At 65.1% G+C, this 18,597-nt stretch carries 20 protein-coding genes and 1 tRNA gene; 5 read left to right on the forward strand and 16 right to left on the reverse strand.

Translation table 11 applies throughout. The features are described 5' to 3' along the window. Window positions 1-393: 393 nt before the first annotated feature. The 5 genes from lnt to miaB are packed head-to-tail and all read right to left on the reverse strand — an operon-like array spanning window position 394 to window position 5,834. On the reverse strand, window positions 394-2,040 hold the full coding sequence (lnt, locus tag M3461_18770) for an apolipoprotein N-acyltransferase (GenBank protein MDQ3776247.1): 1,647 nt from the start codon (window positions 2,038-2,040) through the stop codon (window positions 394-396). Window positions 2,041-2,042: 2 nt separating this feature from the next. After that, on the reverse strand, window positions 2,043-2,930 hold the full coding sequence (locus M3461_18775) for a CBS domain-containing protein (protein MDQ3776248.1): 888 nt from the start codon (window positions 2,928-2,930) through the stop codon (window positions 2,043-2,045). Beyond that, the gene (ybeY, locus tag M3461_18780) at window positions 2,927-3,406 is read right to left on the reverse strand and encodes an rRNA maturation RNase YbeY (GenBank protein MDQ3776249.1); all 480 of its coding nucleotides are present in this window, start codon (window positions 3,404-3,406) and stop codon (window positions 2,927-2,929) included. Before ybeY ends, M3461_18775 begins: the two co-directional genes overlap by 4 nt. After that, entirely contained in the window at window positions 3,403-4,434 is a 1,032-nt protein-coding gene (locus M3461_18785; protein MDQ3776250.1) for a PhoH family protein, read from the reverse strand. Before M3461_18785 ends, ybeY begins: the two co-directional genes overlap by 4 nt. Continuing rightward, a complete protein-coding gene (gene miaB / locus M3461_18790; protein ID MDQ3776251.1) occupies window positions 4,431-5,834 on the reverse strand; it encodes a tRNA (N6-isopentenyl adenosine(37)-C2)-methylthiotransferase MiaB in 1,404 nt (467 codons plus the stop codon). The genes M3461_18785 and miaB overlap by 4 nt, the downstream gene beginning before the upstream one ends. A 278-nt stretch (window positions 5,835-6,112) precedes the next feature. On the opposite strand from miaB, the gene M3461_18795 reads away from it, so the two are divergent. Further along, entirely contained in the window at window positions 6,113-7,273 is a 1,161-nt protein-coding gene (locus M3461_18795) for a patatin-like phospholipase family protein (protein MDQ3776252.1), read from the forward strand. Between the two features lie 26 nt (window positions 7,274-7,299). Here M3461_18795 and M3461_18800 read toward each other — a convergent pair whose 3' ends face one another. Beyond that, window positions 7,300-7,731 (reverse strand): hypothetical protein, encoded by a 432-nt coding sequence (locus M3461_18800; protein MDQ3776253.1) that lies wholly within the window; start codon window positions 7,729-7,731, stop codon window positions 7,300-7,302. Between the two features lie 1,183 nt (window positions 7,732-8,914). Here M3461_18800 and M3461_18805 point away from each other — a divergent pair. Continuing rightward, entirely contained in the window at window positions 8,915-9,094 is a 180-nt protein-coding gene (locus M3461_18805) for a hypothetical protein (GenBank protein MDQ3776254.1), read from the forward strand. A gap of 111 nt (window positions 9,095-9,205) precedes the next feature. On the opposite strand, the gene M3461_18810 is transcribed toward M3461_18805, so the two are convergent. From M3461_18810 to M3461_18855, 10 genes are all read right to left on the reverse strand, one after another. Then, window positions 9,206-9,496 carry a hypothetical protein gene (locus tag M3461_18810; protein ID MDQ3776255.1) on the reverse strand — a complete coding sequence of 97 codons (291 nt, stop codon included), beginning with the start codon at window positions 9,494-9,496 and terminating at the stop codon, window positions 9,206-9,208. 389 nt (window positions 9,497-9,885) lie between these two features. Further along, window positions 9,886-10,068 (reverse strand): hypothetical protein, encoded by a 183-nt coding sequence (locus M3461_18815; protein MDQ3776256.1) that lies wholly within the window; start codon window positions 10,066-10,068, stop codon window positions 9,886-9,888. Continuing rightward, window positions 10,065-10,247, reverse strand: a complete 183-nt coding sequence (locus M3461_18820; GenBank protein MDQ3776257.1) for a hypothetical protein — start codon at window positions 10,245-10,247, stop codon at window positions 10,065-10,067. Before M3461_18820 ends, M3461_18815 begins: the two co-directional genes overlap by 4 nt. Further along, complete coding sequence (locus M3461_18825; protein ID MDQ3776258.1) at window positions 10,244-10,408, reverse strand: hypothetical protein; 165 nt, start codon at window positions 10,406-10,408, stop codon at window positions 10,244-10,246. The genes M3461_18820 and M3461_18825 overlap by 4 nt, the downstream gene beginning before the upstream one ends. Window positions 10,409-10,489: 81 nt before the next feature. Then, window positions 10,490-10,693, reverse strand: a complete 204-nt coding sequence (locus M3461_18830; protein ID MDQ3776259.1) for a hypothetical protein — start codon at window positions 10,691-10,693, stop codon at window positions 10,490-10,492. 95 nt (window positions 10,694-10,788) lie between these two features. Next, window positions 10,789-11,115: a hypothetical protein gene (locus M3461_18835; protein ID MDQ3776260.1), complete on the reverse strand. Its 327-nt coding sequence runs from the start codon at window positions 11,113-11,115 to the stop codon at window positions 10,789-10,791. Window positions 11,116-11,271: 156 nt separating this feature from the next. Next, window positions 11,272-11,484, reverse strand: coding sequence for a hypothetical protein (locus M3461_18840; GenBank protein MDQ3776261.1), 213 nt, complete (start codon window positions 11,482-11,484; stop codon window positions 11,272-11,274). Next, window positions 11,481-12,350 (reverse strand): hypothetical protein, encoded by an 870-nt coding sequence (locus tag M3461_18845; GenBank protein MDQ3776262.1) that lies wholly within the window; start codon window positions 12,348-12,350, stop codon window positions 11,481-11,483. The genes M3461_18840 and M3461_18845 overlap by 4 nt, the downstream gene beginning before the upstream one ends. Before the next feature lie 170 nt (window positions 12,351-12,520). Then, window positions 12,521-12,597, reverse strand: a tRNA-Arg gene (locus tag M3461_18850). Window positions 12,598-12,718: 121 nt separating this feature from the next. Then, on the reverse strand, window positions 12,719-13,324 hold the full coding sequence (locus M3461_18855) for a hypothetical protein (protein MDQ3776263.1): 606 nt from the start codon (window positions 13,322-13,324) through the stop codon (window positions 12,719-12,721). A gap of 881 nt (window positions 13,325-14,205) precedes the next feature. Between M3461_18855 and M3461_18860 the strand changes: the two genes are divergently transcribed. From M3461_18860 to M3461_18870, 3 genes are read left to right on the forward strand one after another with little or no spacing between them, the layout of a single operon-like run. Beyond that, window positions 14,206-15,102, forward strand: a complete 897-nt coding sequence (locus M3461_18860; GenBank protein MDQ3776264.1) for a hypothetical protein — start codon at window positions 14,206-14,208, stop codon at window positions 15,100-15,102. A 23-nt stretch (window positions 15,103-15,125) separates the two neighbouring features. Continuing rightward, complete coding sequence (locus M3461_18865; protein MDQ3776265.1) at window positions 15,126-17,108, forward strand: ATP-binding protein; 1,983 nt, start codon at window positions 15,126-15,128, stop codon at window positions 17,106-17,108. 24 nt (window positions 17,109-17,132) lie between these two features. Next, entirely contained in the window at window positions 17,133-18,218 is a 1,086-nt protein-coding gene (locus M3461_18870; GenBank protein MDQ3776266.1) for a hypothetical protein, read from the forward strand. The last annotated feature ends 379 nt before the right edge of the window (window positions 18,219-18,597 follow it).

Below are 18,597 nucleotides of genomic sequence, written 5' to 3' on the forward strand. Positions count from 1 at the left end.
CTTCAAGATCGGGGCCCAGGTTCGACTCAGTGTGCGCAAGATCTGGATCGCCTTCTCCGAGGTATATCCCTATGCGCGTCTCTTCCAGGCCGTGCTTGACCGATTGAGGCAAATCCCATTGACCTGCTAGCCATCACGATTGAGCTCGTCACTCTCCGCCTGCCCGCGCCCTGAAACGGCGTCAAGGGCTAGTCTTGCCTGAGATCACGCCTTGCTCCACAGCACCCGCAATTTCTCAACAACAACCGCTTCCCATTCACTCGATTGACCCCGTTTTCACTCGATTGACCCCGTTCGGCGTCCGTACCGAAGCGGTTGATCTGAGGCGTTGCCGTTCTAATGTTCACCATCGATACTTTCAACCTGGGCTCACCCCTTGGTGAGAAACCCGGGCTAGCGCCGTTTGGAGTCAAAGATCGGGCCGGCCTCGAAGCGCGAGCGAGCGAGCCGGCGGTCGCGGGCGAAGAGGGCGGGGTGGGGCGGCCGGCGTCCGAGTGCCGAGAAGAGCAGGAGCAACGCGGTGAGGCCGAGGACGCCGTAGTTTCCCATCGCAGCGTACGGGGTGAGACCGCGGTGGGGGATGACCCGGGCGCTCAGGGCGTAGGGCTGGAACTGCGGCGAGCGGGCAAGCACCCGGCCGCGCTCATCGCTGACCGCCGAGACCCCGGTATTGGTCGCGCGCAGGAGATAGCGGCCGGTCTCGCGCGCCCGCATGCGCGCGATCTGGAGGTGCTGGTGGGGGGCGAGCGAGTCGCCGAACCAGGCATCGTTGCTGACATTGACGAGCAACTCGGCCGCCGGTAAGGCGTCGATGACCTCCTCGCCGAAGGCGTCCTCATAGCAGATCGAGACACCGATCGGGTGTCCAGCGACCTCTAGTAAGGGCTGATAGCGCGGCCCGGCGCTGAAATCGGACAGCGGGATGTCCAGGAAATCCAGGACCCGGAGGAGCGCGTCGGGCAGCGGCATGTATTCTCCGAAGGGCACCAGGTGGCGCTTGCGATACACCCCCGCGTGCCGCACGGACACCACCGCGTTGAAATAATCCTCGGCCTTCCCCGGAGCAAACGGCACACCGATGAGGACCTCCGTGGGATGCCGCCCGGCCAGTTCCCTGACCGTCTGAACATAGGGCGTTGCGGCGTCGTAAAAGAGCGGGATGGCGGTCTCGGGCCACACGATCAGGTCCTTGTCCCAGTGTGGCGCCGACAGGGCCAGGTAGCGATCGATGGTCGCCTGGCGCTCTGCCGGTGCCCATTTCATCGCTTGGGCGATGTTGCCCTGGATGAGCGCGACCTCGAGCGGCTCTTGCGCGGGCCGGGTCCAGGAGACGTGGCCCAGGGCCCAACAACCGGCCAGGAGCAGGCCGAGCCCCCCCAGATAACTCGGCCTGCGCGGCCCGTAGAGGACTTGGCACAACAGACCGGCGCACAGGGCCGCTCCGAGCCCCACGCCATAGACGCCGAAGATCGGGGCAAGCCCGCCGAGCGGCGCGTCGATCTGGCTGTAGCCGAGGCTGAGCCAGGGAAAACCCGTGAACAACCAGCCGCGGGCCCATTCGCCCGCGCACCACAGGGCCGGAAGGCCCAGGATGAAACGCCGTGCCCCGGGGCCTTTCCACAGACGATTGGCCAGGAACCCGACCACGGCCGGGTACGCCGCGAGGATGGCAACGAAGGCGACGGTGACGGATACCGAGAAGGCGAGATGCGGGAGGCCGAACTGGTGGACGCTGATCTGGACCCACGACACCCCGACGCCGAACGCCCCCAGGCCATACAGCCAGCCCCGCCGGGCGGCACGCCCTGCGGATACCCCGGTCCAAAGCGCGAACAAAACCGCCAGCGACAGGATCGCCAGCACTCCGAAGTCGAAGGGCGCGAAGCCGAGTGGCAGCACCGCGCCGCTCGCGAGCGCACCCAGATCGCCGGCAAGCCGGTCTGCCGTGTGGCTCGCGCCATGGGCCGACGTGGTGGGCCAGTGGCTCATCATCCGGCGCGACATCACCGGTACGCTGCCGCGTTGTCTCACAATGGCCATGGCTAGGCGGCGCTCGCCTGCTGTTCCGCTGGCGCCTCGGCGTCGCGCTCCGGGCGGCGGGTGACGCGCAGGAGGTGGATGCGGCGCGGATCGGCACGCAGGACCGTGAAGCGCAGGCCTTCTAGCTTGATGGCCTCGCCGCGCGCCGGAACGTGCCCGATCGCCTGCAGCACCAAGCCGCCTATGGTATCGAAATCCTGTTCCGGGAACCCGGTATGAAAATAGCGGTTGAACTCATCGATGGGCGTGCGGGCCTTGACGGTATACCGGTCGTCGCGATGTTTCTTGATATACCCCTCTTCATCGGTGTCGTGCTCATCGCTGATGTCACCGACGACTTGCTCGATCACGTCCTCGATCGTGACGAGCCCGGCCACCTGTCCGTATTCATCGACGATGATGGCCATATGGTTGCGGCTGCCGCGAAACTCGCGCAGCAGGATCTGCAGGCGCTTGCTCTCGGGGATGAACACCGGCGGCCGCAACAGGTTCCGGAGATCGAAGCGCGTGCCTTGCGGTTTGGCGAGGTGCAGAAGCAGGTCTTTGGCGAGGAGCACGCCGACCACCTGGTCGCGTTTGGGGTCGAGTACCGGGAAGCGCGAGTGACCCGACTCGATCACAGTCGGGAGGAGATCGTCGAGCTCGGCGTCGGCCTCGACCATGACCATCTGGGCGCGTGGGACCATGATGTCGCGCACCCGCATCTCCGCCATCAGGAGCGCCCCTTCGATCATGGCCAGGGCCTCGGGATGGATCAGATCGCGCTGCTCCAGCGCGTGCAGGAGCCCCGTCAACTCCTGGCGGTCCTTGGGATAGTAGCAAAAGGCCTTGCGTAACCACCCGAGCCAGGCGCGGAACCGTCGAGTCAGCCTAGATCGGTCTTCGTTCACGAACCTTCGTTCACGGATGGGGACGGCGCGGCATAGGGATCGGAAAAACCCAGCCGTGCCAGGATGTCGATCTCCAGCCTCTCCATCTGTGCCGCCTGTCTTTGGCGATCATGGTCGAAGCCCAGGAGGTGCAGGACGCCGTGCACGACCAGGTGGGCCCAGTGCGCCTGCATGGACTTGCGCTGCTCCCGGGCTTCATGGATGACCAGGGGGGCACAGATCACCACATCGCCGAGGAAGGCCGGATCGATCGCCTCGATCCCCTCGCTCGCGAACGATAGGACGTTGGTGGGCCCGTTTTTGCCGCGAAAACGAGCGTTGAGCGCCGCACCCTCTTCCTCGCCGACGACGCGCACCGTGAGCGCGGCCTCCGTCCGCCGGCCCGCGAGCGCGGCCCGTGCCCAAGCGCGCAGGGCGCGGCTTTCGGGGACCGTCCACCCCTCGCACGCCCGCTGCACGCTGATTCGGATCCTCATCGAGGCCTTTGGGCCCTCGCGGTGTTCTTCTCGCTCATGGTCTTTTCCGCCGCGATCTTTTCATAGGCATCGTAGGCCTCGATCACTCGCTGTACCAGGGGATGGCGTACCACGTCGCGGGCCTGGAAAAACGTGAAGCTCACGCCCGGCACGTCCTTGAGCACGTCGATGATATGCCGGAGTCCCGATCGGCGCCCGGCCGGCAGATCGACCTGGGTGATGTCCCCGGTGACCACCACCGTGGAGCCGAACCCGATGCGGGTCAGGAACATCTTCATCTGCTCGGGGGTCGTGTTCTGTGCCTCGTCGAGGATGATGAAGGAATCGTTGAGGGTACGCCCGCGCATGAACGCCAGCGGCGCGACCTCGATGATGTTGCGTTCGATGTACTTCCCGACCTTTTCGAAACCCAGCATCTCGTAGAGGGCGTCGTAGAGCGGCCTGAGATAGGGATCGACCTTTTGCACGATGTCGCCCGGGAGAAAGCCCAGCCGCTCGCCGGCCTCGACGGCCGGGCGGGCCAGCATGACCCGGCGCACGCCTTCGGCCTCGAGCGCCTCGATGGCACTAGCCACGGCGAGATACGTCTTGCCGGTGCCCGCCGGCCCTATCCCGAAGCTGATGTCATAGCGCTGAATGGAATCGAGATAACGGCGCTGGTTCGCGCCACGCGCCTTCACGGTGCAGCGCGGGGTGCGGATCATGCGCTCCTCGGGCGCCGGGTCCTCGAGCAGATCTCCGATCCCGGCCTGCTGGAGGTGCAGGTGGATGCGTTCCGGTGACAGCAGTTCCTCGGACGTCGTCTGGTAGAGCTGCTCGATCAAGCGGCCTGCCGCCGCTACCTCGCGCGGCAGGCCGATGACCCGAAACACATTGCCACGGTTGTTGATCTCGACCCCCATGCGGCGCTCGATCTGGCGCAGGTGCTCGTCGAACTGGCCGCATAGGTTCGCCAGGCGCCGGTTGTCCGGCGGGCACAGCACGATGTCGCTCGCCAGGGCCTGGGGGAGCTCGGCCTGGGTACTCAAGCGGCCACTGCGGGGCGGGCAAGGCCCTCGTCATTTCCGCGTTCCGATACCGGAACCCCCAGCAATGTATGGGACCTGGCCTCGGTGATCACGACGTCCGCGAACTGTCCGATGAGGTCGCGATCGGCACACAGGTTCACCACACGGTTGTTCTCGGTGCGCCCGAAGACCTGATCCCGATGACTCTGGGGGTCCGCGCCGAGAGGTGATAAATGCTTGCGAGAAAGCCCCTCGACGAGGATGCGCGCCCGCTGTCCCACCATCGCCTCGCTGATGCCTCTGGCGTTCTCGGCGATGCGGTTCTGGAGGCGCGCTAGCCGTTCTTTCTTGACGGCCAGGGGCACCTCGTCGGGCAGGCCGGCCGCGGGGGTGCCCGGACGGCGGCTGTAGAGGAAACTGAAGGAGGCATCGAAACCGACCTCCTCGATGAGGCCCATGGTCCGGGCGAAGTCCCGCTCGGACTCCCCGGGGAAGCCCACGATGAAATCAGACGACAGGCTGATGTCGGGACGGGCCACGCGCAGCCGTCGCACCTTGGATTTGTACTCGATGGTTGTGTAGCCGCGCTTCATGAGGGTCAGGATGCGGTCCGAGCCGCTCTGCACCGGCAGGTGGAGATGGCTGGCGAGCTCGGGGACCTCCGCAAAGGCCGCCACCAGACGCTCGGAAAACTCCAGGGGGTGCGAGGTGGTGAAGCGGATGCGGTCGATGCCGTCGATGGTCGCCACGTAACGGATGAGAAGCGCGAGATCACATACGCTGCCCCTATGCATGGCGCCACGATAAGCGTTGACGTTCTGTCCGAGGAGGGTGATCTCCCGCACCCCTTGCTCGGCGTGGCCGACGACCTCGGTGATGACATCGTCGAAAGGCCGGCTGAACTCCTCGCCGCGGGTATAGGGAACGACGCAGAAGCTGCAATACTTGCTGCAGCCTTCCATGATCGAGACAAAGGCGGTGGGGCCCTTTGCGCGGGGCCTTGGCAGGCAATCGAACTTCTCAATCTCCGGAAAGCTCACGTCGATGACCCGCTCGCCGGTCGCGCGGACGCGGTCCAAGAGGGCGGGGAGGCGGTGCAGGGTCTGAGGCCCGAAGACGATGTCCACGAAGGGCGCGCGCTCCCAGATGGCGGCGCCTTCCTGGCTCGCCACGCAGCCCCCCACTCCGATCACGAGGTCCGGACGGGTCTCCTTCCAGCGGCGCCAGCGGCCCAGCTCGGAGAAGAGCTTCTCCTGTGCCTTCTCGCGTATGGAACAGGTATTGACCAGGATCACGTCGGCACATGCCGGGTCCGCGGTCATGGCCAAGGCGTGCGACTCCCCCAGGACCTCCTCGATCCTGGCCGAGTCGTATTCGTTCATCTGACAGCCGAAGGTCTTGATATAGAGCTTCTGGGCCATGCGCTCCCCGAGACCGCGCTCGCGAGGCCGGTAAGCTACACCCTTTGAGCGGACTTTTCCATCGTTCCCCGACCGCGCCATGGGCGATGTCCGGGCTGCCACGGCGTCCGCCGTTCTGCCCCTCGGTACCCAGCTCACCGAAGACCGGCGCCCGCGCTCTCCGGGCCCGTGTCGCCCCACGCGCGGGGAACACCCGCCTGGAACAGGGACGGTGCGGCCCGGCACCCAGTTTGCACCTTATGTGATGTGGCCGGCAGAGTTTGCCGGTGGAAATCCGGATGACGGCAGGAAAGGTCGCGATTCATGCAACGGACGGCGCTGATCTGGCGCTGGTCCTGAGCGGCGGGGGGGCGCGCGGTGCCTACCAGGTAGGGTTCTTGCGCGCCCTGGCCGAGCATCGTCCCGGGCTCCAGATCCCGATCGTGACCGGGGTTTCGGCAGGGGCCATCAACGCCGCCTATCTGGCCAGCCAGGTGGCTGAGTTTCGGGACAAGGCCGAAACGCTCGGGCGCCTGTGGTCGGGGCTGACCACCGATCAGATCTTCCGGGTCGATATCGCGTCGCTGGCCCGTAATGTCTTGTGCTGGGGGGCACGGCTCTTCATGGGCCAGGCCTCCCGCCACATCCAGGCGCGCAGCCTGGTCGATACCTCACCGCTCTGCGCCATGCTGGACCATCTGCTGCAACCGGTCCACCGGCAGCTCCCGGGCATCGCCCAGAACCTGGTTCACGGGGGACTCAAGGCCGTCGCGGTCACGGCCTCCAGCTATTCGACCGGCCAGTCCGTCACCTGGGTGCAGGGCGACCCCCCCGCACCGGCGCACGGCCAACGCAAGTTCATGCGTTGCAAGCTGCGCATCGACCATATCCTGGCCTCGGCCGCTCTGCCGCTGTTGTTCCCCGCGGTACGCATCAACCGCCGCTGGTTCGGCGACGGCGGCATCCGCATGACCGCGCCGCTCGCGCCCGCGGTGCACCTCGGGGCCGAAAAGATCCTCGCCATCTCGACGCGTTACGCCCGCAGCCCCTACGAGCAGGAGCGCCCGCAGATCGATGCCTATCCGCCTCCGGCGCAGGTGGTCGGAGCGCTTTTCAACGCCATCTTCCTCGACCTCTTCGACAACGACGCCGTGCGGTTGCAATACGTGAACGATCTAATCAGAAAGATCCCGGAGTCCGATCGCGGCGGGCTCAGGGTGATCAAGCTGCTGGTGCTGAGGCCCTCACGCGACCTGGGTCAACTCGCGAGCCGCTACGAATCGGCCTTACCGCGCAGCTTCCGGTTCATGACCCGCGGGCTCGGTACCCAGGAAACCCGGGCCAACGACATCCTGAGCCTGCTCCTGTTCCACCCCGATTATCTCGGGCGGGTCATGGAGCTCGGCTACCAGGATGCCCACGCGCGCCGGGACGAGATCGAGGCCTTCTTGATCTCCTAGCGAGGGGCTGTCCGATCTGCCGACTGCTACTTCTGAGTCGGGCCGCAATCTTTTTTCGCTGGGGCTTTTGCGGCTCCAGAGGGCTTGCCCTCGGTGCATGGCTTGTCGCCTGTGCGTCCGGTCGGCCCTTTGGACTCCTCAGGCTTGGCCGCGGGATGGGACTCGCCCAGCGATTCCAGTGTCGGTTGTTCCTTCGGTTCTGTCTGCTCTGCCGGATGCTCAGTCAACGGCGGCTTGTCAGTGGATTGCTCGGCTGCGCAAAGCACGCCGCTTGCGCCTATCGTTGCGGCAAGTGTCAACGCGTGAAGAATCGGTTTAATGTATGTCATTTGATGACCTCTGTTATCAAGTTCACCGTCGTCGGCAGCGCATAACTGCTGTTTCTTACCGATGAGTGTCCCGCCGGTGTCCCCGCATTCAGGGATCGCCGCCGACCCGGTCGGTAGCGCCGCCGCCACATTCAGGGGCCGCGAGCTCGTCTTGCCTCAAGAAGCTGCTCCAGGATCACCCGCTGCGTTACTCCGTAGCACGCCGCAAGACGCTCCAGCGCTCGTTTGGCGCTAACAGCCAGGACCGTGTTGATCCGCTCACCGTCGCTATCACCGCTCGCAACGTGGCGCGTCTGAACATGGCGCCCTGTAGCGGCTCGGCGTTCCGCGTTCGTTTTCGCCATAGGTGCTTCCCCTGTCTGTTACATAGTAACATGCAGCAGACCCGCTACGCAGTAACGATCATCGAAGCAAGTCCAAGACGCCGGCCTGGACCTGGCTCTCCAAGGGCACCAGGCGCCGCAAGGTTTTCGAGCCCCTATTAGTGATGGCGTGGAGTCTACGGCCAGTCCCCCGGTCAGTGTTCCCCCCACTTGCCCCTCGGATGCCAACGCACCCCTGGGACACTACTACGGACGGTCCAGGGACAAAAAAGCCCGCACTTGCGCGGGCTTGTGGACTCCGTTGGATTCCCTTGGATGCCGATTTGGCGCCTGGGCCTCTAGCGAATTGCTACCTTAACATACTGATGCGCAACTATTCTGTCTGCGCGTGTTTCGGCAGTTACCGTCAAAGTTACCGCCGCTATGGTGGCGCTGCCCGGTCCTTCCATGCATGGGTTAGGTTTCTATAGGGCCCCCGAGTTGGGGCAGCCGGCCAGACGCCTTTCCTCCCTCTCACGAAGCTCCGGCGACCAGCCTTTCATGGGATCATCCAGCATCGCGCGCCCAGCCCGTGCCATAGGCGAGCGATGGGCGTTGCGTGATGGTGATCGGTGCCCTTCTTGGCTTTTCGGCGTAATCGGTCCTGTTACAGGCCATGCACTCGCCGGAGTGCGCATACCGCGGGGAGTAGTGCCCTTGGGGGGCAGGGCTTGCCTGTGTAATAGCTGTAAAACCACAAGAGTTTTGCGTCCTTTTTGCTGGTGGCGTATCGCTCGGTCATCGAATCACAGGCAATGGGGGTTGGGGTTCGGGGAAGGGATACAGGGGGCAGGCGTCAGTACGGCCTGTTCAGGTCGAAATATCCATACCCGCCCTGGTTCAGGTCGAAGAACGGGCTTCTGCTGCCGCTGCTGCTGCCATACCCCGGATATCCAAACGTCCCAGGATCCGCGCCGAAGGAGCCCTGCTGGCCGAGGATACTGAAACTGTTGGCGGTCCCGATAAAGCCCGTACCCCTCTATCCCCAGGCCCGCCAAGCCAAGGAGCCCCTGGAGGATCTGGCCCGTCTCCGCCTGTTGCGCCAGGTCGAGCTCTCGTGCTTTGAGGGCGTACCGCTCGAAATCCACGTTCCCAACCCCTACCTGCGGGATCGTAGGCCTGTCGGGTAGCTTGGCCGGCTGTCCCATGCCCAGCAGACTGGTGGACTGCGCGCGCAGCATGCGGGGATGGTGATAGTGCGCGATCGTAGATTGGCATTTCAATTACCTCGGGTGGTTAATTCACTTGTGCACCGGCGCGTTGGGTTCACTGGTGACGTGGAGTCCGCTGCCGGGAACCGGGCGTTTAGCTATAAGCGTCAGTAATTCGATCAGTCCCTTCCTAGGCCCCGGCGGCACGGCTTCGATCATGTTCGCAATTGCCTCGGCGTCGAAATAGGTGGCCGCCACCCACATCGCGAGCACAGAAGAGGTGAGCTTTGGCACGTCGGGGGAAGACGCGATCAGGTGTTGCAGACCTATCAATAACTTGTCCGGTTCCTCCAAGAACCTTAAGAGTTCCGCCGGGCTCATGGGGCTGTCCGTCTTACGGGACACGTTCAAACCCCTGCCGCTGGAAGTCGTCAATGCACCGCATCTGCCGCTGGTGGGCTGGGTAGCAGGCGACCCCTGGGCAATACCCGCCGTCACAGGTCACCGCCTGCCCGGTGGCAGGATGCCGGAGGCGCACATCAGCCGCGCACCCAGCGAGGAACAAACCCAGCACGGCCCAGCCCAGCGCTCGCCTCATACCTTTTCCTCGCTATTCAGAACGTCAACGGATCATCGAACGGCGCCCCGCCGTATTCATCGCGCGGTCGCCCCTTCGGCTTCCGCTTCCCGATCTGCCCCAGGACCTCGACGCGCCACGCCGTGACCGCCAGCCCCGTGCGCTGTTATTCCATCCTTGCCGGTCCAGGTGTTTAGCGATAAGCGCCCCTCGACGTACACCTCGGCGCCTCGAAGACCGAGACCGATACCCAGATCAGATCATCGCCCTCGACGACGCCGACCGCCAGGCGCGCCCAGTCCTTGCCGGACTGCGAGCGGCGCAGCTCCACGTCGGCGCCGAGCCGGCCTTGCAGGGCGCAGTGGATGCCCTTCATGTGCCCTCCTCGACGGCCTCGACGACCTCTACCGCCGCCAGGGGATGCGTCACCTGGACCTCCCTGAGCGTGGCACCGCCTGGGTAGTAGGACTCGATCACCGTGCCGCTCGGGTATACCAGCCGGAAGCACTCGAAGTGCGGCACGGGCTCGGGGGTGTCGGGCGTGTTCACGGTCATGGCGTCGCCCTCGACAGAACCGTGATCCGTCCCGACCGGATCCTCTCGGCGAATGACAGGGCGTAGGCGTGGAGGCTCTTGCGGTGGATGGCGCCCGCCGCGATGTCGTTCAGGTCCTCGGGAGACAACAGGGATCGGAACACCTCGGGAGTGATGCCCACCCCATCCTCGCAGGCGGCCGCCAGGGCCTCATCGAGGTCAACCGGTGCCCGAGAGGCTTGGGGGGAGCCCGGCGGTGAGTGTCACGGTGCACCCAGGGCCGTGGTAGCGCTCGGCGTAGGCCTGCCAGTCGGGGAGGGTCCAGCCGGAGGGGTATCGACCTCGACGGTCCGGCCGCCGGGCTCGGTGATGGTGACGCGCCACCAGAGGGGTGCGGGGCCCGAGGTCTCGGGGACGGCGCCGGCTAGCGGCATTGCCGCCTTCGCCAAGTCGATCAGTCGGCCCATCTTTTCACATTACGCAGGTACGAAAAAAACGAAAGACACGAAATAAGCCCCCAGCACCCGCGGCCCCCTGGTCCCCCTTTTTTCGTTAAATTACCTCACAGACTTTTCCACACCTCGGAGGGCCGGCCTCCGGTCTCTTGCGCGCGGCGCCCTACAAGTTTGCGCCGGGCGAGCAGATCAAAAGCCGCCCCGATCCTCACGGCCGAACAGTTCCGCTTGAACAATCCACTGATCTGGGTCCGCGTCATACCCTCCTGCCCAGCGTCCTGAACCGCGCGGAGGATCTCGTCGGCGACCGGCTCGCCTAGGCTTGCGCCGAACACATGCCGCGCGCTCGCCTCGGCGTACTCCCATAGCGCCAGCGCCGCCAACAGGTGCGGTGTGTCGATCTGCCCCTTCTCGTCCCGCAGGGCGTAGAGCATGGCCAGCCGTACGGCCTGGGCCTCGGCGCGGCCCGTCGCGGCACCGAAGAGTCCCGGCGCCCCTCACTCAGATCGGGGTAGACACGATCCCATATGGCCCACCCGGCATCGGTCATGCCCACCGCCACGACATTCCGCGCAAGAGACGCGGCACGGTCAAGCCGCGAAGTCTTGCAGCACGCTTTCAGACAGGGCGCCACCGCCGCGCGGTAGGCATTTCGATCGCCACACGCACAGGAACAAGAAGCGGTTGATGAACCCGTTCGCGATGTCGGTCTGGGTGAGCTCGGCTCGTAGCTCGTCAACCGTGACGTGGCTGATGATCGCGATGTGCGCACCCGTGGCCGTGAGGGGGTCATTCTTCGTCAAGCTGGCCAGGTCGCCGGTGTCCCATGCGCTACGCACCGCGGCCGACAAGGTGCTGCCTTTCCGCGCCACAACCCGCAGGACGCTCCCGAACTCCGGTTCAAGGACCAGTAGGCGCTTGTCAACACGCCTTCGTCTATAAGCTCCTCCCTTGTCTGGCCAGACTTCTTGTCCTTCACCATCTCGTACCGGGGATCCCGCACCTGCCACTTCAAACCCTCGCCGCTCGACAGTCCCGAGACTACCCGTGGCCATCCAGGGACTCGCGCAAAGACGCTGCGGACTCGCCCCCATGACGTACCCTTGCGCCCCTTCGATGTGCCGCCGTTCAAGAGCACGAACAGGTTTGGGTAATGCCGATCGCCCTCCACCTGGTAGTAAGCGGTGCGGCCTACCAGAAGGCCGAACGACGTGCGTATTTGCACCAACAGCCCGGCCGGGTCGCTCTCGGTGTGCGGATCGATGGCCCTGACCACCTGGCCGCAGTTCTGGTGCGCCCGGTGCGCTGTCTCGATGGCGCCTCGGGCCTCGATGCGCCGCAGGACCTCCAGCAGCTCGAGCGCCGTGATCTCGCCGATGGGACGGGGGCCCAGCCACGGGAAGATGTCACGCTCGAAGCGCCCGATGATCTTGCTGGCGTGTCCTGGCGCCCAGCGTGGGGCGTGCTTCGCGAGCCACTCCCGCGCGATAGCCTCCAAGCTGTCTTCGCCGCCGCGCGCGGCCTTCGCGGCCTTTCGGGCCTCGCTTGGGTCGACGCCGGCCGCCAGTTGCTTGCGGGCGCTGTCGCGGCGGGCGCCGCCGCCGTCGAAGAGCTTGACGGGCTTCTCGCGGGGTCTCGCGTTGCGGATCGCGGTGTCGGTGAGCGGCATGACGGTAACTCCTCCTTGGAAAGGGGTCGGTTACCGGCAAAATCCTCTACCGTAAGTTACCGTCGGATGTCAATAGACGCTATGGCACGTTACCCGCACGGTGCAGACACAAAAAAGCCCGCACTTACGCGGGCTTGTGGACTCTGTTGGGATTCCCTTGGATCCCGATTTGGCGCCCTGGGCCGGACTCGAACCGGCGACCTCCCGCTTAGGAGGCGGACGCTCTATCCACCTGAGCTACCAGGGCGTGCTGGGCCGGAGGCACACTGGCGATGGGTGCGGCGTTTGCCTCCGGCCGACGGTCAAGTATAGCCTGCAGCGCCCGGAAAAGGCAGCCGGCGCCCAACCCGGGCACCGGCCCTGGTCGGCTAGTTCTTCACGAGAACGAGAAGGATCCCGTCTCTATCCTGAAGCGTGATGCTCGACGCCGGGTTCCAGTTATTGGTCGCCCCGGCCTGTTTGCCCAGGAAGCGCTTGTATCCCGGCTCGAGGGTCACCGTCCGGTTGCCGTTACCACGCGGGTTGACCAGCGCCATCCCGTTCTGGAAGCGGCGCCGGTAGACACCGTTTTGCCACGGCGAGGTCTGCGGGGGATCGACGGCCATACCGAGCCATTTGGTGTTGGCGGTCCCGGCGAGGTCGTACTCATCGAACCAGACCACCCCGGGCTTGTAGATAGCCCCGCTCGTCCCATTCGAAAAGTCGAAATAGGCATTATCCATCAGCGTGGACGCGAATCCATAGCGAAAGGTCTTAAAGTCCGGGGGGTTACCTTTCATGTTTAAGATGAGGAGCCGGGGCGCGGCAAGGAGGGCCATGACCTTGCGGTAGCGGTCCATCATCAATTTCCAGCCAAAGTTTTCGGCCGACCAGGTCTCGCCGATGTAGCGCTCGAGTACCCCGCCGTTCAATTGTTGATGGAACCCCGTATTCACCGCCTCGGTCTGTCCTGAACGCCCGAGGTTCCCTGTCACCAGCGCGCCTGGCTTCGTTATGAGCGTTTTTATCCGGTTCGCATGGGTGATCATGCCATTGCGCCACCATTGTCCCACCGTACTATCGCTCAAGCTGTCGCTTTATCCCATCACGGTTCCAATTGCCGTTCACGGCAGGTTTCCAGAAGAAGTTGACTCACAGAGAAAGATGTCTCACTTAAGTCTGACACAAGGGGCAAGGGCAGCGGTTTGTCATGTGCTCGGTCGTCTCGCAATATTTGATGGTCCTCACGATCGAGAGCACGGGTGCTTGACGGACATGTCATATATGCTTCGCGTATCATCCGATTTCGATGACGCCGGTCGTACTCCTAGTCGCGATCGACGGGCGCCGTCAGGACTGCAAAAACGCGATGAAACTCGGCGCTGGGGGAGGCGGGGCCGCAGGCTTCCGGCCGGCGGAGTCCCATTCGGGACAGGAAGCCCGTCCCGGCTCGGGCAGCGCCGGCGGACATGGAAACTTGCGTCGGGTCCCCACCAGCTCCGCGGCTGGTGAGACGGCGTCGGTGTTTCGGATTCTTCGGCAGCCGAAGCCGGGCGCCGGCAAAGGGTCTGCCGCTCTATTGGCCTGACGAGGGGCGTTGGGAGCGACGGGGGCGTGAGGCGCGCTCCAGGGAGTCGCCGAGACTGTCTCCGCGGGGGGCCCCGGCAGCGCGCGGGACGACCGGCGGGTGTGTCCAGGTGCAGGCACGGTTCTCCCCGCTCATTGACGTCTGCATCGTGGTCTGTGATCTTATTCACACCATCACCACGCCTTAGAAACCGCTTTGAATCGTCTGCGCGTTCGGAGTCGAAACCCGCCCGGACCAGGGTCCCAGTTCGCCGTGATCGCAGAGCTGGGTCCCGACTCCGAGGTGGCGATGGCCGCGAGAGAGGTGCTCGAAAAAGCCCCCGATCCGCTCTCGGCCCGCCAGATCGGCGTGCGGCTGCGAAGCCGCTATGCCCTTACCGAGGGGGATATCATGGGTTTCCTGGCAGGCGAGGTGGCTCTGGGGCGGGCGTTTCGGTACGGCTCCGCGGAGGCCCCCCGGTATTGGTGGGGGGACGATGATGCCTACGCGGAAGCGCTCGTGGCACGGCAACTGGCCCAGAAGCCCCTGACCGCTGTGGGACTACATAAGCATGTGGCCGCGCGCATCCCCGCCTACCCGCTGGCAGGGGTGATGCGCCTCTTGGAGCACCTGGTAGGTGAGGGGCGTGCGCACCGGCTGCCGGGCCGGCCTCGGGAGCGCGCGAGCCGATTCAGCGCGGTCCCGCCCGACCCCAAGGACGCTCTGCAGAGGTGCGTCGCGGGTTTCCTGCAGGGCCTCGATCGCGAAGTGGTACGCTTAGAAGCGATCGGGATCGGAACGGTACGGAGCTATGCGGCCGCCCGCGAGCTCCTCCTGGGGCATCCGCTGTTCGGCGGGCCTTGCCACGGCCGTCCGAACGCTCCAGGTACCGGCCCTGGACCCTGCTCCGAGTCGCGGGGCTTGACGGGGAATATGCTCGAAGACCACATCCTGGAGGTACTGCGGGGGCTCAGCCGCGCCCGGCGTCACGGCGGCCTGGTCGCGGTCCGGGACCTCAGAGAAGCGATCGGCGACCGCTGCCCCGATAAAGGCGCGTTCGACGCCGCGCTCGCTGGGCTGGCTCGCAGCGACCGGCTGTGGTTGTACCGGCATGACTTTCCGGCCAGCCTCAGTCCCGCCGAGCGCGCGGGCATGGTGGTCGACGACCAGGGGAATTACTACAACGGCGTGTCCCTGCGCGAATGAGCGATCACCCAAAGAGATCACCCTTGGACCTGACCAATCCCTTCGCGCACTCGATCGTGACCGATGCCTGGCAGCCGGCGCAGTCCGATGTCCCCGTGATCCATGCCAACGTCTACGACCTGTGTGGCGCGGTGCTGGAGCAGGTCCGGCAATCGGGCGGGAGCCGCTCCGTGCTCTTGCATGGCCTCCCCGGTAGCGGCAAGACCCATCTCCTGGCGCGCTTTCGCACCTCGCTGACCGGCACCCCGCTCGACTCCGGCCCCAGCGTCACGCTACCGGTGCCCCCGACGGTGCTGTTCATCGCGGTGCGACTGCGAGCCGGTGCCCGCATGCTGTGCCGGCACTTGCGCCGCACCCTCGCGACCGATCTCTTTCGGTCCACACGCCTCGGGATGTCGCAGCTCGAGCAGCTCCTGCTCTACCGCCTGTCGCAGTACCTGAAGGACCGTAAGAAGGCGCAGCGTGTGTGGCAGGCATTGCGCCAGCCGCCTAGAACCCGCTGGTATTGGCCGTTCGGCCCTCCGGAGGAGATATCCCGGGCCACACGCGAGGTGGAAGGGCTCATCGAGCACATGGACGAACAGGCGACGCTCGGGCGCAATCTGGCCACTGCGCTCCGCCATTTGACGCTCGGCCGGCACCGGCGCGATGTGCGGGACTGGCTCCACGACGGCGTCCTGCCCGATGCCACCATCCGGGATCTGGGGCTCCTCCAGCCGGCCGAGGATGAAGATCCCGAAGAGCAGGCCCTGGATCTCGTGTGCGCGTTCAGCCGCCTCGCGGACTCCAGCGTACCGCTGGTCCTGTGCTTCGACCAACTGGAGGCGCTGCAGACCTCACCGGACGATCGGGAGGGCTTGTACGCTTTCGGTAAGATGGCCAGTGCCTTGCGCGACAAGACTCGCAACACCTTGATCATTTCCTGCGTGCAGACCGCGTTTCTCGACGAGCTGGACCACATCATCCGCGGTGCCGACATGGATCGGTTGGCCGAAAAAGAGGGCCTCTTGAAACCGCTCTCTCACGAAGAGGCGGAACGGCTGGTCGCGGCAAGAGTCGATGCCTCGCCGGTCTTAGCCGACATGCGCCGGTCCCAACAGGCCAACCAGGTCTGGCCGCTCAAGCCGAGCCGCCTTGTGGAATTCCTGCAGTCGACCTCCGCATGCACCCCGCGCCAGCTCCTGTCCTTCTGCGATGACGAGTTCGAGAAATGGTCCCGAGGCCAGGCACGGCCGGTCGCCAGCTTGGAAGAATTTCTGGCCGTACAATATCGGCTCGAGCTGGAGCAGGCCCTGCAGAATAACCAACCGGAGCAGAGCGACGGCATCCTGGCCCACGGCCTTCCGCTGCTCATGCGGGTCCTTGGTCGCGGCAGGCAGGTCATGGACCATGACCTGAGATGCGTAGACGTGATATTCGACACGCCCGCCGGGCACTGTCACCTGGGGTTTTGCAATCAGGCCGGCAATCAGTTCACCGGCAAGCTCTCGAAGCTCCGGGAACTGGTGGAGCGCGGGCGCTTACCGCAATTGGTGCTGGTCCGGGACGAGCGACTCCCCATCTCGCGCTATGCCAAGAAGGCGCAGGAACACCTGGATGCGCTGGCAGGGCGAGACGTACCCTTGCTACGCCCTTCGCCACGCGAGCTCACCGCCCTGGAGGCCTTCAGCAGCCTCCTGTCCGATGCCAAGGCCGGTGACCTCGCCAAGCGCGGCGAGGTCATCACCGCCGCGGAGGCCGAACGGTGGTTCGCGACCCACCTGCCCGAGCCCTTGCACGACCTGGTGCAGGCCCTGTTCCCCACTCGCCGGCAGGGCTGCCGCGATGCGCTCTACGACGATCTCCTTGAATTTCTCCAAGACCATCGGGTCGTGCCGCTCTGCGAGGCGGCGGAGCAGTTGTCGCGCAGCGAGGCCGAGATCCAGGCCTGCGTGTCGCGCTATTCGGATCGCTTCGGGCTCTTGCACGGACCGCCGGCGGTGATCTTCGAGGCTGGGGGCGACTAGGCCCAAGATCGGACTAGGATACCTGTGGCGGTCTATCTCAGTATGGCGCAGGTGCGTGAGATGCTGTCCGAGGCGCCGCCCTCCGCGTCGGTCGGCGATCGCCCGGTGCCCTCCACCGAGGTGCTCACCCGTCTGTTTCACGGGGTCCTGGATCGCTTCGCCGGCGAAGCCGGACGCGCCGGATCGATCGCGATGTTGGCCGAGGAAGACCTCGATCCGGCCCGTTGGCAGGCGCGGTTGGTGGAGGACGCTTACCTCCATTCCGTCGGGCCCGCCTTGAGACAGTGTCAGGCCGAGCTCCACCCGCTGTCGTTCCAGGTGTGTCAGTTGTGGGTGGCGGTGCGCAACCTGTGCGCCTGGATCGCGGAGCGTCTGTGGCACACCTATCAGAGCACCGGTCGGCTTCCCGAACCCGGGATGTTTTCGAAGAGCCCGGGACCCGCGGAGCTCGAATTGCGTGAGCTCGGGTGGTCCGATGCCGTCTGCATCACCCATATCCGCGAGGCCTTCTTTCGCCTTCCGAGCCACAAGGCCCGACTCGCCTTCGCGCTCCGGCTGACCCCGGAACGCGATGGGAACGGCCTCGGGTACGCGAGCCTCTACCGTCTGCTCGCAGAGGGCACGCGGACACCGGAGAGGCATGGGGGCCTCACCCTTGTTTCCTTCAGTCCCGGCTGCGAAGAGCAGGCCTTCGAGGCCGCGCGCCTCGATCTGGGACAGCGGCAACTGCGGTGTCTGATCGGCCAGGCGGCGGGGGTGGTATCGAGCGCGCTGCCGGTGGCCGCCCCGGCCCAGGGTAGGGGCGCGCCGCAGGACTATGCCTATCTCGGACGGGTGCTGGTCGAGATCCTCCGCGAGCACGGCGTGGAGGTGCGGTTGTCGGGCCCGCCGATCCCCGCCAAGGGCTCGGTGCAGTTCGCCGTCGCGATGCCGCTCGGGGTGCGCGTGACTCGATCGACCGAGCTCGCCGAGGCGATCAAGAGGCGGCTGCGCTTGAGGGCGCGCCCACTCATCGAGCACTTCGCCGGACAACTTCTCGTAGGCATCGAATTGAAGGCCAGGCCCATCGTCTTCTTCTGGCCCACCGGTTGGTCCAGTCACGGCGATTGACATGCGGGCGGAGAGGCATGGGGGACGGAGGAGGCATGGGAACGAGTACCGGAGATGGGCCGTGCGCCGGTAACCGGGCGGTGTCGATCGCCTGGGTAGCTTCGACTTCTCGATCATGAGCAGGACCAGAAACATCTGGCAGAAATATTGGTGAGACCTGACATTCCTTCGGATGATTTTCGAGTGGCGTTCATGAAATTGACGGAAAGGATATCGCTCCCGGGGCTGCGGTTGGTGGAGATGAGCAGGAAGGATTAGCCCGACTTCCGCAACTCAACCTTGATTTTCACAGAGATCAAATATCTTGAATTGTTAACCCGCTGATTATCCGAACCGGATTATTGAGATCGCCTGGAAAAGCGCGTGTAGTGCCGACGTT

The sequence above is a fragment of the Pseudomonadota bacterium genome, assembly GCA_030860485.1.
GTDB lineage: Bacteria > Pseudomonadota > Gammaproteobacteria > JACCXJ01 > JACCXJ01 > JACCXJ01.

What these genes read in the sequence shown, in the direction of transcription:
- lnt (MDQ3776247.1), bottom strand. Translation starts at nt 2,040, where the DNA reads ATGGCCATTGTGAGACAACGCGGCAGCGTACCGGTGATGTCGCGCCGG.
- ybeY (MDQ3776249.1), bottom strand. Translation starts at nt 3,406, where the DNA reads ATGAGGATCCGAATCAGCGTGCAGCGGGCGTGCGAGGGGTGGACGGTC.
- miaB (MDQ3776251.1), bottom strand. Translation starts at nt 5,834, where the DNA reads ATGGCCCAGAAGCTCTATATCAAGACCTTCGGCTGTCAGATGAACGAA.
- M3461_18795 (MDQ3776252.1), top strand. Translation starts at nt 6,113, where the DNA reads ATGACGGCAGGAAAGGTCGCGATTCATGCAACGGACGGCGCTGATCTG.
- M3461_18810 (MDQ3776255.1), bottom strand. Translation starts at nt 9,496, where the DNA reads ATGAGCCCGGCGGAACTCTTAAGGTTCTTGGAGGAACCGGACAAGTTA.
- M3461_18815 (MDQ3776256.1), bottom strand. Translation starts at nt 10,068, where the DNA reads ATGAAGGGCATCCACTGCGCCCTGCAAGGCCGGCTCGGCGCCGACGTG.
- M3461_18820 (MDQ3776257.1), bottom strand. Translation starts at nt 10,247, where the DNA reads ATGACCGTGAACACGCCCGACACCCCCGAGCCCGTGCCGCACTTCGAG.
- M3461_18830 (MDQ3776259.1), bottom strand. Translation starts at nt 10,693, where the DNA reads ATGGGCCGACTGATCGACTTGGCGAAGGCGGCAATGCCGCTAGCCGGC.
- M3461_18835 (MDQ3776260.1), bottom strand. Translation starts at nt 11,115, where the DNA reads ATGCTCTACGCCCTGCGGGACGAGAAGGGGCAGATCGACACACCGCAC.
- M3461_18845 (MDQ3776262.1), bottom strand. Translation starts at nt 12,350, where the DNA reads ATGCCGCTCACCGACACCGCGATCCGCAACGCGAGACCCCGCGAGAAG.
- M3461_18860 (MDQ3776264.1), top strand. Translation starts at nt 14,206, where the DNA reads ATGGCCGCGAGAGAGGTGCTCGAAAAAGCCCCCGATCCGCTCTCGGCC.